Origin of the sequence: Flavilitoribacter nigricans DSM 23189 = NBRC 102662 (assembly GCF_002646595.1) — a bacterium.
In the GTDB taxonomy this organism is placed as follows: Bacteria; Bacteroidota; Bacteroidia; order Chitinophagales; family Saprospiraceae; genus Flavilitoribacter; species Flavilitoribacter nigricans.
In genome coordinates this window covers 26612-40680 of the sequence record NZ_PDUD01000044.1, presented here as the reverse complement: position 1 = coordinate 40680, position 14069 = coordinate 26612, and the positions used below count along the sequence as shown (strand labels likewise).

Genomic DNA, 14069 nt, shown 5'->3' with positions numbered 1-14069 from the left:
GGTCGATGGTGGACGGTCGATGGTCGATGGTGGACGGTTTTTGCGCGTCGGGTCATAGTTAAAAGTAGCCTATGAAAGGTAGCATTCTCTTCGGTATGTTGATGATCTTTTTGCTGGTCATGGCCTGTCCGGAAGCAGGAGAAAACCTAGCTGAAGGCGAAACCGGCGAAGCGCTCGCCCGGCGATACTGCAGCAATTGCCACCAATTTCCGGCACCTACTCTGCTCGATCGTACTACGTGGCAGCAGGAGATCCTTCCCAAAATGGGGTATATGATGGGCATGCGTCAGCTGTATGATTCGATGGCGCACCATTTTACAGAAGAGCAGTTAGGGACGCAATTGATTGACCAGACGGAAATATTTCCCCGGGAAACTACCATCAGTCCGGAAGCCTGGCAAAAGATCCGGCAATTTTATCTGGACCAGGCACCGGCCCAACTGGATACCGCCGGGCGGCCGCCGATCACTTCGCCACTTGACATCTTCTCCGTGCGCCTGCCCGAAGAGCGGTTCTCTCCACCCGGCACCTCGCTTATTCAGATCATGGAGGGAGGTAAGATTATGATGGGTGATATCCATCAGGGATTGCTGCTCCAGTACGACCGGGATCTCCATCTGCTCAAAAGCGCTCCGGTCGGGACCGGGGCGGTCCATCTGAACCCAACGGAAGAGGGATTGTGGCTCACCGTGATGGGTAATTTCCTGGCCAGCGACCAGGCCGAAGGCTATTTGGTCTTCTATCCCCGGGATAAGCAACTGCCGCCTACCCGGCCGGTTACCGGCCTGAAGCGCCCCGTACATACGGCACTTGGAGACCTGAACCAGGACGGACAGACCGATATTCTGATCTGCGAATTCGGAAAATGGAACGGGCAACTCAGTTGGTGGGAAGCCGGCGGGGATGGCTACCGGCCGCATATCCTGTCCGGCCCGTCCGCTCCCATGCGTGCCTACATCGAAGACCTGAACGGCGATGGCCGGCCGGACATCATCGCCCTGTTTGGACAGGGGCGGGAAGGCATCCGCGCTTTTTACCAGGAAGAGGCCGGGCAGTTCCGGGAAGAAGAGCTGATCGCCCTGCACCCCGCCATGGGATCTTCTTTTTTTAACCTTCGCGATGTGGATGGAGATGGGGATCTGGATATTCTCTATACCGCCGGGGACAACGCGGATTACCGGCCGATCCGCAAGCCTTATCAGGGTATCTATCTGTATCTCAACGAAAACGGTAGCTTCCGGCAGGAGTTCTTTTATCCGCTTTACGGGGCTTACCGCGTGGCCGCCGAAGACTTCGACCAAGACGGTGATCTGGATCTGGCCGCCATCTCCTTTTTTCCCGATTACCGGAATCAGCCCGAGGCTTCCTTTGTCTATCTGGAAAATCAGGGCGATTATCAGTTTTCTGCGTCAACATTTCAGGATGCGGCCCGGGAACGGTGGATCAGTATGGATGTGGGTGATCTGGATGCGGACGGTGATCTGGACATCGTCCTGGGTGCACTGGCTTTTGAGATCCCCGATGCGGAGCTGCAGCATTTCCAGGAAGCGTGGCTCCGAAATGGGATCCCTTTTCTGGTGCTTGAAAATCAACTCGATCAAGCTTTTCCGACAACAAAATTGCACAATTGAGTTCCTTCACCCGGTGGCCAGTCCGGATATTGGCCCTAAACTTCAGACGATATGAATCGAAACAACCAACTTTTGATCTTACTGCTTTTTATTGGCCATGTCTCTCTGACCGCCCAAAGCGCCGACTATCAATTCGAGGAAAACAACGGCTTGGTCAGCGTGGAAGCGGAGCATTTTGCCAGTCAGGAACTGACGGATACCCGCCGGTGGGAACTCACGACCACCGACCGGTCACCGGAAGCTTCATCCGACGGCGATGAGCCCCATACTACCGGAGCCAGCGGCGATGCTTACCTGGAGACCCTGCCGGATACACGGCGCAACCACGGCGAAAAGCTCATCCACGGCGAAAATTTTTCCAATCAGCCCGGTAAACTGGGCGTCCTGCACTACCGGGTTTATTTTAATAATCCCGGAAAATACTACGTCTGGGTACGAGCCTACTCCTCTGGCTCGGAAGACAACGGCATTCATGTCGGCCTCAACGGTGAATGGCCGGAAAGCGGGCAGCGCATGCAGTGGTGTGAAGGAAAAAATGCCTGGACCTGGGCCAGCAAACAACGGACCCAGCGGGTGCACTGCGGGGTCGAACAACTCATCTACCTGCAAATTCCCGAAACCGGCTGGCATACGGTGTCCTTTTCCATGCGGGAAGACGGATTTGAATTCGACAAATTTGTACTCTCCCGGGATTACGCCGCCCCCTACGGTACCGGTCCGGCGGAGACCGTTTACGGACAGTCCGCAGAAGACAGTGCCGACATCCAGGGCGAATTGAAAAAGTGGCATAAGGTCACGCTCAATTTCGACGGCCCGGAATCCGATGAGCAGGCCACCGACAATCCCTTTCTGAACTACCGGCTAAACGTGGTCTTCAGTAATGGCGACCGCCGTTACCTGGTGCCCGGCTACTTTGCCGCGGACGGTAATGCCGGATCGACCTCCTCCACTGATGGCAATCGCTGGCGGGTGCACTTCGCACCGGATGCCGAAGGAGAATGGACCTATCAGGTAAGTTTCAAAAAAGGAGAAAACATTGCCGTCGACGAAGCCGAAGATGCCGGGAGCAGCGCCGGTTTCATGGATGGGACCGCGGGCAGTTTCACGGTAGGGCCCACCGATAAGACCGGACGGGATTTTCGCGCCCACGGGCGACTGCAATACGTGGGCGAACCCTATCTGAAATTTGCCGAGACCGGCGCGTACTTTCTCAAGGCCGGAGCCGATGCCCCGGAAAATTTCCTGTCCTACGTCGAATTTGACGGCGATTTCAAGACCGACGGCCACAAAGATCAGTGGTTGAAAACCTGGGAAGCCCACATTAAGGACTGGCAAGCGGGAGACCCCGAGTGGCAAAATGGAAAAGGTAAGGGGATCATCGGTGCGATCAACTATCTGGCCGGTAAGGGGATGAACGTCTTCTCTTTTCTGACCTGCAATATCAAAGGGGACGATCAAAATGTATTCCCATACCTTAGCTACGACGACCTGGACCGCATCGATATTTCCCGGATGGATCAGTGGGAGATGGTCTTCCAGCACGCACAGCGGCTGGGCATGTTCCTCCACTTTAAAACCCTGGAGGTGGAGAATCAGGGATTGCACGACGGCGGTGCCCTCGGGCCGCAGCGCAAACTCTACTACCGGGAGCTGATCGCCCGCTTCGGCCACCACCTGGCTCTCAACTGGAATCTCTGCGAAGAGAACGGCAAGTGGAAGGCCAAAAATCCGACGCCGGAGCAATACACCCCGGAACGCATTGCCATGACGGAATATTTTTACCGGAACGATCCCTATCACCACCATCTGGTGATCCACAACGGCATCCATTTTGACGATCTGCTGGGCGACCGCTCCCGACTGACGGGGGCCTCGGTCCAAACCCACCACGCCAATTTCGATATGGTCCATCGGGAGGTGTTGCGCTGGCGAAAGCTCTCCACCTATTGCGGCAAACCCTGGGTGATCTGTGTCGACGAACCCGGCGATGCCCAGCACTCCCTCCTGCCCGATGCGGAGGATCCCGGGCACGATGTCCCCCGTAAAAATGCCCTCTGGGGTACTTTGATGGCCGGCGGGGCCGGTATTGAGTGGTATTTCGGCTACGATCACGCCCATTCGGACCTGAGCTGTCAGGACTGGCGCTCCCGGGACAAGATGTGGGATCAAAGCCGGTACGCCCTGCAATTTTTCAACGACAACGAGCTACCATTCTGGAAGATGATCCCCGACGATGAATTCACGGACCGGGAAGACGATTATGTATTCTATCTACCGGGAGAAGTTTATGTCTTTTATCTGAAAGAAGGCGGCGCTCTGGAAGGCATTGATATGCGGGCCCAGGGTGGTGACTATGAGGTTTCGTGGTACAATCCACGTACCGGGCAATTTGTCGGAGAACCGATCATCCGTACCGGTTACAGCCGGATCGATCTTCCCGAACCGCCCGAAGCAGTCGATCAGGACTGGGTGGTACTGATGAAAAAGCGATAGCTCCGGCATTTGCGCAGAAAAGCAAATCCGAACGCAAATCACGTATATCTGAGCAAGGCCGGTATCTGCTTTTATCGGAGTTTGGAAGAAAACGATTGCCATGAAACGCACAAGATCGCTTCTTTCATTCCTGCTGTTACTGGTTTGTTCGTTATCCGTCCTGCAGGCGCAGGTAATCCCGTACAACTGGCCGCCACAGATACCCGAGTCCGACAAATACGCCGTACGGGTATACCAGGATTGCGGGCAGTCCGATCTGTTCGTGCATTATTCTGCACCCAACCTCACCGAGGGCCCGGACGGGCACGGGGTAACCGGACTCCATCAGGATCGATCGCTCTCCTTTGTTCAGTTCGCCTTCGACGGAACGATCATTATCGAAGTCACTAAACTGTACGGAATGGCCGCAGATCGCGTGGAGATCGCCCCCGACGCCTTCGGGATCGAGCCCAGTTATTTCGACGGCCGGACCGTGCAGTTTTCCCTGAATCACGAGGTACGACCCAGCTATGTCAGCGTACATTTTATCAGTGCGGATAATCAGGATAACGGCCAGAACGAAAGTAAAGCCATAAAGCACGGACTGATGATCTTTGCGGACCGGCCGGAAACCGATATTCCCACCCTCTCCGCTCCGGGAGTGGTCGATTATTCCACCGCCACGGCCAACGAGGTCCGGAATGCCGGTCTGGTTTACTTCCCATCGGGCGACCATTATCTGCCGGATAAATTCCCCGAAACCCAGGGACGGCTCTACGCCGCGCGGCAGGGGCAGCAATTTTACCTTGCGGGCGGGGCGGTTGTCCGGGGATCCATCGATGCCGATGGGTACGACAATATCCGGATTTTCGGACGGGGGATCCTCACGGGGCGGGATTTTTACTGGCATTTCTTTCAGGAGGATGGAAAAAAAGCGCCCTATATTGACCTGCGGGGTGCCGATTTCTGCCGGGTCGAAGGGATTGTGATCACTAATCCCACCCACCACACCATCCCCTCCGGTAAAAATAGTTATTTCAAAAATCTAAAGATCATCGGCTGGGCTTCCAATCACGACGGAGTGCGCTCCGGCGCCAATTCCTACATGGAGGAACTGTTCATCAAAACCAGTGATGATCTGGATTACGCCCGGGATCCCCACCGGATCGTAAACAGCATTATGTGGCCCATGCGCAATGGCGCTTTCGGCCAATTGGGATGGAACGATCTGGGGTCAGGTTTTACTGAATACGAGAACATCTATTTCATTCATTCCGAGTGGGATGTGAATGTGGATATCAAACGCAATCAGGGTGTGATCGGCTCGGTCCTGAACCAGGGCGTCCATCTCAGTCACAATTCAATCCACAACATTTACGCCGAAGACGGCACTGCCCTGATCGCTAACCTGACCATTGCTTACGATGCCTCCGCCGACCCCCAACCCGAGAACGGCAGCTGGGGTGAACTCCAGCACTTTCAATTCAAAAATATTATCCTGGAATATCCCTTTCTGAATTCCGGCGGCCAGCCGATCCGGAACAAGATCGCCGGTTTTGAACGCGACGCAGCCAAAGCCATTGTCCACGACATTGAATTTATCAACCTGATCGCGGGGAATACGGTGGTGACTATGGAAAATGCCGGCCAATATTTTGATATTGATCCGCATACCACTCACAGTATCTCCTTTCGCACGGGAGGCGATCTGCCGGTGGTTACCACGAGCAGCAATGCCGGCGGCCGCCTGGTACCGGACGGTAATATTCCGACCCCGGCGGGCATGGATCGCAGTGTTCAGATCATTCCCGATCCCGGCCGTCGCATTCTGGATGTGATCGTAGATGGTATCAGTCAGGGAAGACGGCAATCCGTTTTCTTTCCGTCCATTGATCGGGACCACACGGTGGAAGTTGTTTTCGGAGACGGTACGGACCATTTCGGAATTCCTTACACCTGTACGGTTTCGCCCACCCAAAGTCCGGCCCGGCCCGGGTTCAAGCTTTATCCCGTGCCGGCTACCGACAAAGTCTTCCTGGAAGGAATCACTCCCCGCCGGAAAGTGGAATTGTACTCCGCCACGGGACAGCTCATCCGCAAAATGCACTATCGGAACGGGCTGCGGACCGGCGATCTACCGCCGGGTCTGTATTGGGTAAAAATAGAAGGATATAGTCCCGGTCGCTTTTCTAAGCATTAAGTCAACATTGGTCTACTCATACTCCCACTTGTAGACCCACGGATCACCGGTCTGCTCCTGGAACGACTGCACTTTACGCTGTAACCCGTTCAGGATCTCCCGAAATTCCGGGAGGTCCGCCAGATTATAGGTTTCGTACGGATCTTTACTCAGGTCGTAGAGCTCAAAACGCGGTCGCCGGAGGAATTCCGCGATCGGTTTTTCGCCGAGTTTATCCATATTCCGTTCCAGCAGGCTCTGCCAGGTCTTGGAAGCGTAGAGATCGGAAGCGAAAGGATACTCGAGGCCACTGGCCAGATTCATGATCAGCTTATAATTTTCACCGCGTACCACGCGCATCGGATAATACATCGTTATCTCGTGAAAAGTGTGGGAAGCGTAGATCTCATCCCGTTCCCAGCGGTCACCCGTCAGTACCGGGACAAAAGACCGTCCCTGAAAGGTAGAATCCGCCACCTTCGCCCCGGCTATCTCCAGAATGGTGGGCGTGAGATCTGTCCAGCTGATCATTGCGTCGGTAACGGCCGGCTCCTGCTGGCCCGGCGCTTTTACCAGGCAGGGCAGCTGCATACCGGCTTCGTAGAGGGTCGTCTTCGCCCCGGGGAAGGCCATGCCGTTATCCGAGATGTAAATGATCAGGGTGTTGTCAAACTTACCCGTAGTTTTCAGTTGGTCCATCAACCTGGCTACACCCTGATCCAGTCGCGAAATGGACTGATAATACTGGGCGATCTCCGCCCGGGTTTCCGGCGTATCCGTCAGATGGGGCGGCACCAGCACTTCATCCGGGTCGTAAGTTACTTCCGTGATGCCCGGATAACTTTCCGGCCGGTTGCCGAAGCGATCGGGCTGGTGAGGCAATTCCTCCGCAAATCCCCCACCCCGGTGCGGATCCGAAAAGCAGAAATACAGAAAAAAGGGATCATCCGCACGTATAAAATCCGCACAGGCATCGGCCATCTCCACCGGACTGCGGGCGGAAGCCTGGAACACCTCCTGGAAATGATAGACCGACTCCGGCGCGAGATGGTATTTACCCACCCGCGCGGTGCGATAGCCTTCATTTTCCAGCAGAACGGGCAGACTTTTCACTTTGTCAAAGGCGCTGAAATGGTGGTAAGCGTGCTGGTGCCCGTAGTGACCATTGGCGTGATTGTGTAATCCGGACAGAATCACGGAGCGACTGGCACTGCAACTGGCCGTAGTACAAAAGGCCCGATCAAAGCGAAAGCCCGTAGCGGCCAGCGCATCAAGGGCCGGGGTACGTACCACCGGATTGCCGTAACAACCCAGCGCATCCTTACCGTGGTCATCGGCCACCATTAGAATGATGTTGGGTCGGTCGGTAGCAGACGCATTAGGGCCGGCTTCTGCCGGGTCTTCTGCGGTGGGTTGGCAGGATAGGATTAGGAATACGGTCAGAATGTAAAGGGTGGGTTGGGAGATTTGCATTTTGGTGGTTTTTGATTGACGGTCGAAGGTTGATGGTCGATGGTTGACGGTCGACGGTTGATGGTCGATGGTTGACGGTCGACGGTTGATGGTCGCACAGCTCACGGTTGAAGGTTGACGGTGGTCAACAGTTGGGAAGTGTCTCGATTACATTCGGGGTGTTGACAGATTGCTACTCACTGGAATACCACAATGAAAAGGGAGAACTCCCATTCATATAGCAGCAGAAAGGACGTCAACACCATCATTCGTTTCCCACCCCGATTACCAACCTTAACACATTCTCACATTAACTCTTTAACACCTCCTAAACGGTTTGCCCTCTAAGGTAAAAGTTATTTCTGCTCCGATCTAGGATTCCGGGCAAAATGAACAGCAGGACAAAAGAGACGTCCTTCCGAACAAGCCCCCGCTACGGACACAGCGTAGTTTTAACCCGGCTCTTAACAACGTCGTTTATGATAGGACTCGAATGCCCGGATTTCCGGGAATGTTCGCTGCCCCGACGTGTGCGCTAACGGAGCGTATTTCCCGCTGATTGGCCATTCTTTTAGAGCAGTCAGCCGCAGTTTTCTCCTTTTATTTGTAAGCAAAGCTATACCGCAGAACGTCAATAGCTTATAAGAAAAATCAACTTTGTTTAACCAAAAAAGCAAACAGCTGCCAGATGAGCACCTATAAAATTGCGGCCGTTTACGGAGATGGTATCGGCCACGAGATCGTTCCCGCCGGACTGGAAATATTGCAGGCCGTGGCCCGCAAGCACCAATTCACCCTGGAGGTAGAGGTCTTTGAGTGGGGCGCCCACCGCTACCTGAGTGCAGGAAGTTTTATGCCCGAGGACGGCTTGGAAGTTCTCCGTCGGTTCGATGCCGTTTATTTCGGAGCGGTCGGGCTACCGGAAGTGGACGATCGGCTGCCTTTCCAACTCTACACCTACAAGGTGCGCAAGGCCTTCAACCAATACGTCAACTACCGGCCCGTAAAACTGTTGCCCGGCGTAGACGGTCCCCTGAAGTTCAAGCAAGCGGAGGACATCGATTTTGTGATCATCCGGGAAAATATTGAAGGTGAATTCGTACAGAACGGCAAGATATTCGACGCAGACCGGCCGCATGGTTTTGCCACCGAGACCAATCTGTTCACCCGGCACGGGATCGAACAGGTAGCCCATTACTCCTTCCAGCTGGCCCGGAAACGCAGGAAAAAACTAACCAACGTCACCAAATCCAACACCCTGATCTACACCCTATATTTCTGGGATCAGGTGATCGCCGAAATAGCGGATCAATATCCCGACGTGGAATACCAAAAGCTGTACGTGGACGCCGCCTCGGCCAGTTTCGTGCTGCAACCCGAACGATTTGACGTCATCCTGACCACTAACATGATCGGGGATATCCTGAGTGACCTGGGCGGGGCTACCATGGGCAGCCTGGGTTTGGGCCCCAGCGGCAATATCAATCCGGAACGGAACTTCCCCAGTATGTTCGAGCCCATCCACGGCTCGGCCCCCGACATTGCGGGACAAGGAATTGCCAACCCCATCGGTCAGATCTGGTCCGGGGCCCTGATGCTGGAACAGCTCGGGGAGACCGCTGCCGCTGCGGATATTGTCCATGCGATTGAACAAACGGTTGGGGATAAGATCCTGACCCGCGATCTCGGCGGCCGGACCACCACCGCCGAAGCCACCTCCATCTTACTCGATCACCTTTAAGTCCGAAGCCATGCAGCACCTATTGGATGCCAAAGCGATCGACCTGAGCCTAGCCTACGATGACAGTATCAGCGGCTATTCGGAGGCAACCGCCCGGGAACTGGGCAAGGACGGCTGGAATGCCCGGACCTTGCAGATATACTCCCACGCCGGCACGCACATGGATGCCCCGGCCCATTTTGGGCTGACGGGCACGATCGATGCATTTGAGCCCCAGCAACTGATGGGACCGGCCTGGGTAGTTGATCTGTCGGATATTTCGGCCGGGGCGCTGATCTCCCCGCAGCAACTCGGGGGGATTGCCGACCAGGTACAGCCCGGAGACAGTCTGCTCCTGCGAACGGGCTGGAGCCGGCACCGTCACGACCCGTCAACGTACCGAAACCAGCTGCCTCGCATCAGTACCGAACTGGCCCAATGGTGCGTAGAGAAGGGTATAAAAATGCTGGGTGTAGAACCGCCGTCAGTAGCCGATGTAAACGATCTGGAAGAAGTCACCCGGATCCACCAGCTGTTATTCCGGGGCGGAGTGATCATCATTGAGGGCCTGACCAATCTGTCGGCATTAAGTCGCCCGAAGGTCTGGCTGATCGCGCTCCCCCTAAAGATCCGGGCGGGAGACGGAGCCCCGGCCCGGGTGATCGCTCTGGAAATCGAAGTATGATCACAGTTATAGACCAAAAAGAAACCAATAGCTTATGGATACTAAAAAACTGGTAGCCGAAACGGCTTTCGCCGAGCTACCCCCGGTGCAGGAGGTCGATCTCAGTCACACCATACAGACGGCCACGCGGAAAAAAGTGGACGTCTTCATCGTGCTGGATGACGATCCGACGGGTACCCAGACCATTTACAACATTCCCGTACTGACTAACTGGTCCGTAAAGGATATCCGGGAAGAGCTGATGAAAGGGACTCCCCTCTTCTATATCCTGACCAATTCGCGGAGTTATCAAAAAGAAGCGGCCGACCGTCTGGCGCTACAGATCGGCCGGAACATCACCGAGGCTAACGCCAACTTTGCCCGGCGCATCATGGTGATCAGCCGGAGTGACAGTACGCTGCGCGGTCATTATCCATCGGAAGTAGAGGCGCTGGAAGTCGGTTTGGGCAGCAACCAGGCCGTCAATATTCTCATCCCCGCCTTTTTTGAAGGCGGTCGGTACACCATCAACAATGTGCACTATGTGCGGCAGAACGGACACCTCATTCCCGCTGCGCATACCCCCTACGCCCAGGACCGGGTATTCGGTTATACCCAATCCGACCTGCGGAAATGGGTCGAACAGAAAACCGGTGGTGCCGTGGCGGCCTCCGAAGTGATCACCTTCTCCATCCAGGAGCTTCGAACGGACAGTATTGAATTCATCGCTGAAAAACTGAACAACTGCGAACCGGGTATGACCTGTGTGGTAAATGCCGCAAACTACCACGATCTCCAGGTATTTGCCCTGGCGCTGATGCAATCTACTATCCACCCCATTTGCCGAACGGCGGCCTCCTTTGTAGCGGTACTCGCCGCCCAGCCCGTTAAACCGCTGCTGCAACCGGCCGAGATCGTAGAGGACCAGGGGCGCGGCGGACTGCTGGTGATCGGTTCCTATGTACCGACCACCACCCGGCAACTGGAACACCTGCAGGCGCATACCGACCTGGAAACCATTGAACTGGATGTGAGCAGGCTGTTAAACGCCGGAGCCGATACCCAGGCGCAACTAAAAACGTACAGCGACCGGATCAATGCTCTGATCCGCGACGGCAGGGACGTTGCCCTGTATACCAGCCGGGACCTCATTGCCGCCAATACGGCCGAAGAGAATCTGGCCATTGGCACCCGCATTGCCGCATTTCTTACGGACATCGTCAGTCAACTGGCACTGCGCCCCCGCTATCTGATCGCCAAGGGCGGCATTACATCCAGTGAGATTGCCACCAAATCCCTGCGTGTAAAAAGAGCGATCGTGAAGGGGCAGATCCTGCCGGGCGTACCGGTCTGGAGTTGCGGGCCCGAAAGTAAATTCCCCGGTCTATCCTACATCATTTTTCCAGGAAACGTGGGAGAAGCGGACTCGATTACCAAAGTAGTGAATGACCTGATGATCTGATTTTATAAATATCTGAAACCTGTTTCGGATGAAAGCAAGACACCTCGTGGCCGTAGGAATGTTCCTGCTGGCCCTCCTGTTGTACATCGACCGGATCTGTATCTCGGTAGCGAAGGATCCGATTGCCGATGCCCTTTCGCTCAGCGACAAAGCCATGGGTTGGGTACTGTCCGCCTTTGCCCTCGGCTACGCGCTCTTTCAGGTGCCGAGCGGCATGCTCGCCGACCGCTACGGTCCGAGGCGCGTCCTTTCCGGTATCGTCGGGATCTGGTCGGTAGTTACTGCCCTGACCGGTGCCGCCTGGAATTTCCTGTCGCTCGTCATCATCCGGTTTATCTTCGGAGCCGGAGAAGCCGGAGCATTTCCCGGTATGTCCCGGGCGATCTATTCCTGGTTTCCCCTACGGGAGCGCGGCCTGGTGACCGGGATTAATTTTTCCGGTTCCCGGCTGGGAGCAGCCTTTGCACTGCCGTTCGTCGCCTGGATGATCGAAAGTTACACCTGGCGCACCACCTTTTTCATCCTGGGCGGTATCGGACTGGTGTGGGCGCTGCTCTGGTGGTATTTTTTCCGGGATACGCCCGAAGAACAGATTGGAATTAATGAGGAGGAAAAAGCTTACATCATTGCCAACCGGCAGACCGAAACGGATACGGTTGCCGGCAAACCTCCGGGGCGGCAGGAATTATTGAGTTCAAAAAACATGCAATCGGCCATTGTCCAGTACTTTGCCAGTAATTTCACCTTCTTTTTTGCGCTCACCTGGTTGTTTCCCTACATCAAAAGCACCTACGAGCTGGACGCCATGCAGGCCGGCTGGTACAGCGTTGCGCCTTTCGTGGCCGGTGCGGCCGGCAACTGGCTGGGGGGCGGAGCCGTGGACGCCATTTTCAAAAAGGGCAACTGGAACGCTTCCCGCAACCTTCCGGCCATGGTCGGATTTGCCCTGGCTGCCGTCGGACTGATCGGCAGCATTTTCATGACTACCCCCTTGGGAGCGATCTTCATGATCAGTATCGCCATTTTTGGAGCGGACATGACCCTGCCGCCGTCCTGGGCCCTGTGTGTGGACATCGGTAAAAAACACGCCGGCATGGTATCCGGCACTATGAATATGGCCGGGAACATCGGTTCTTTTCTCACCGCACTGGCTTTCCCTTACCTGACGGCCTGGATGGGATCCACCGATTATTTCTTTTACACCGCGGCGGCCCTGAACGGTATCGCCATCTGGATGTGGTGGCGGGTGAAGGCAGAGCGGGGGCTGGCCTATTGATCATTTAAAATTCGTTTTTCGGTCAAAACAAAAAATTGTCCAATGACCAAGATCGCATGCATCGGAGCCGGTTATTTCGCGGCCTTTCACGTAGAAGCCTGGCAACGGATCCCGGAAGTAGAGCTGGTCGCGATCTGCGACCTCGATCGGGCCAAGGCCCAGGCCATGGCCGACCGCTACGGCGTAGCCCGGGTGTACGACCGGGTGGAAACCCTGTTTGACCGGGAAGAACTGCAGGTAGTGGATATCATTACTCCGCCGGATACCCATCTGAAACTGTGCCGGCAGGCTGTGGCGCGCGGATTACACATCATTTGCCAGAAGCCCCTGGCGCCCGATCTGGAAACTGCCCGGGAACTGGTACAACTGGTGACCGACGCCGGACTCCGTTTAATGGTACACGAGAATTTCCGATTTCAGCCCTGGTACCGACAGATCAAAGCCCTGCTGCGGGCAGGAGTCATCGGCGACCGGCTGCACCGGATCTATTTCCGGATGCGAACGGGCGACGGCTGGCCGGATGATGCTTACCTGAGCCGTCAGCCCTATTTTCGCACCATGCCTCGCCTGCTGATCTTTGAGACCGGTATCCACTTTATCGATACTTTCCGGTTTCTGGCCGGGGAGATCGCCGGGGTGACGGCCAGACTGCAGCGGTTGAACCCCCATATTGCCGGGGAAGATGCCGCCCTGCTGCTGTTTGAATTTGAGAACGGCGCACTTGGCATTTGGGACGCTAATCGCTACAATGAACCCGCCGGAGGCAACGCCCGCTATACTTTCGGAGAGATGCTGGTGGAAGGGAGCGGCGGAAGTATACGGCTCTACACCGACGGACGCCTTACCCTGCAACTGCTGGGCAAAGCGGAAGCAGACATTCCCTACGACCACGAAGACCGGAATTTTGCCGGTGACTGTGTCTACGCTACCCAGCGGGCTTTCGTAGATGCGTTTCTGCAAAACGAACCTTTTGAGACCGGCGGACCGGATTACCTGCGCAATATGGAGTGGCAGGAAGTTATCTACAAACAGGCCGGCAATTGACAAGGCTGCCACTACATTTTCCGGCAAACTACCGGACAAAATGAAAAAGAAGGGCGGAGAGAAGAAGAATGAGAGGCAAGGCGAAGGGTTGAAACGCAACGCTCCCCCCCCTCTCTTAGGATCTCGGTCTCCCAATCTTTGCTTGATCAATGCAACTTATCCATTAGTA

The 14069-nt window shown here is 55.4% G+C and carries 9 protein-coding genes; 8 read left to right on the top strand and 1 reads right to left on the bottom strand.

What is annotated here, in order from left to right:
* The first annotated feature begins 71 nt into the window (after positions 1–71).
* From CRP01_RS33570 to CRP01_RS33560, 3 genes are all read left to right on the top strand, one after another.
* Positions 72–1631: an FG-GAP repeat domain-containing protein gene (locus tag CRP01_RS33570; protein ID WP_099154464.1), complete on the top strand. Its 1560-nt coding sequence runs from the start codon at positions 72–74 to the stop codon at positions 1629–1631.
* A gap of 51 nt (positions 1632–1682) precedes the next feature.
* The gene (locus CRP01_RS33565) at positions 1683–4124 is read left to right on the top strand and encodes a DUF5060 domain-containing protein (protein ID WP_099154463.1); all 2442 of its coding nucleotides are present in this window, start codon (positions 1683–1685) and stop codon (positions 4122–4124) included.
* Positions 4125–4224: 100 nt separating this feature from the next.
* Positions 4225–6303: a T9SS type A sorting domain-containing protein gene (locus CRP01_RS33560; RefSeq protein WP_099154462.1), complete on the top strand. Its 2079-nt coding sequence runs from the start codon at positions 4225–4227 to the stop codon at positions 6301–6303.
* Positions 6304–6315: 12 nt separating this feature from the next.
* Here the strand turns inward: CRP01_RS33560 and CRP01_RS33555 are convergent, their stop codons facing one another.
* Complete coding sequence (locus tag CRP01_RS33555) at positions 6316–7755, bottom strand: sulfatase family protein (protein WP_099154461.1); 1440 nt, start codon at positions 7753–7755, stop codon at positions 6316–6318.
* A gap of 667 nt (positions 7756–8422) precedes the next feature.
* Between CRP01_RS33555 and CRP01_RS33550 the strand changes: the two genes are divergently transcribed.
* From CRP01_RS33550 to CRP01_RS33530, 5 genes are read left to right on the top strand one after another with little or no spacing between them, the layout of a single operon-like run.
* Entirely contained in the window at positions 8423–9475 is a 1053-nt protein-coding gene (locus tag CRP01_RS33550) for an isocitrate/isopropylmalate dehydrogenase family protein (RefSeq protein WP_099154460.1), read from the top strand.
* 10 nt (positions 9476–9485) lie between these two features.
* Positions 9486–10139, top strand: coding sequence for a cyclase family protein (locus tag CRP01_RS33545; RefSeq protein ID WP_099154459.1), 654 nt, complete (start codon positions 9486–9488; stop codon positions 10137–10139).
* Between the two features lie 34 nt (positions 10140–10173).
* A complete protein-coding gene (locus CRP01_RS33540) occupies positions 10174–11580 on the top strand; it encodes a four-carbon acid sugar kinase family protein (RefSeq protein ID WP_099154458.1) in 1407 nt (468 codons plus the stop codon).
* 28 nt (positions 11581–11608) lie between these two features.
* Positions 11609–12856 carry an MFS transporter gene (locus CRP01_RS33535; RefSeq protein WP_099154457.1) on the top strand — a complete coding sequence of 416 codons (1248 nt, stop codon included), beginning with the start codon at positions 11609–11611 and terminating at the stop codon, positions 12854–12856.
* A 42-nt stretch (positions 12857–12898) separates the two neighbouring features.
* Entirely contained in the window at positions 12899–13900 is a 1002-nt protein-coding gene (locus CRP01_RS33530; RefSeq protein WP_099154456.1) for a Gfo/Idh/MocA family protein, read from the top strand.
* The last annotated feature ends 169 nt before the right edge of the window (positions 13901–14069 follow it).